The following is a 251-nucleotide window of genomic DNA, read 5'->3' as shown; positions in this document are numbered from 1 at the left end:
CGTGAGCAGCTGCGTGCCGATGCGCTTCTCCAACGCGGCGACTGCGCGAGTGACGCTGGCTGCAGACATACCCAAATGCCGCGCTGCCGCCGAAAAGCCCTGGGCTTGGGCGACGGCGGCGAATACCTGCATTTCCTGGAAGCGGTCCATGGGCGGTCGCTCTTTGTTAAAAGCAAAAGATCGCAGCCTTCGGCAGCTCCTACAAGAGCTCGATGGATGCGATCTTAAGTTCTCACCAGGTTGTGGATAAC

At 59.4% G+C, this 251-nt stretch carries 1 protein-coding gene; it reads right to left on the bottom strand.

Annotated features, from left to right (window positions below; genetic code table 11):
* Window positions 1–150: helix-turn-helix domain-containing protein (locus tag AAEZ08_RS23250; RefSeq protein WP_500125224.1), on the bottom strand; the 150-nt coding region annotated here is incomplete at its 3' end.
* Window positions 151–251 lie beyond the last annotated feature (101 nt).

Origin of the sequence: Pseudomonas sp. E45-MNA-CIBAN-0222 (genome assembly GCF_040310405.1) — a bacterium.
Taxonomy (GTDB): Bacteria; Pseudomonadota; Gammaproteobacteria; order Pseudomonadales; family Pseudomonadaceae; genus Stutzerimonas; species Stutzerimonas stutzeri_AC.
This window is presented reverse-complemented; position numbering and strand designations above follow the sequence as displayed.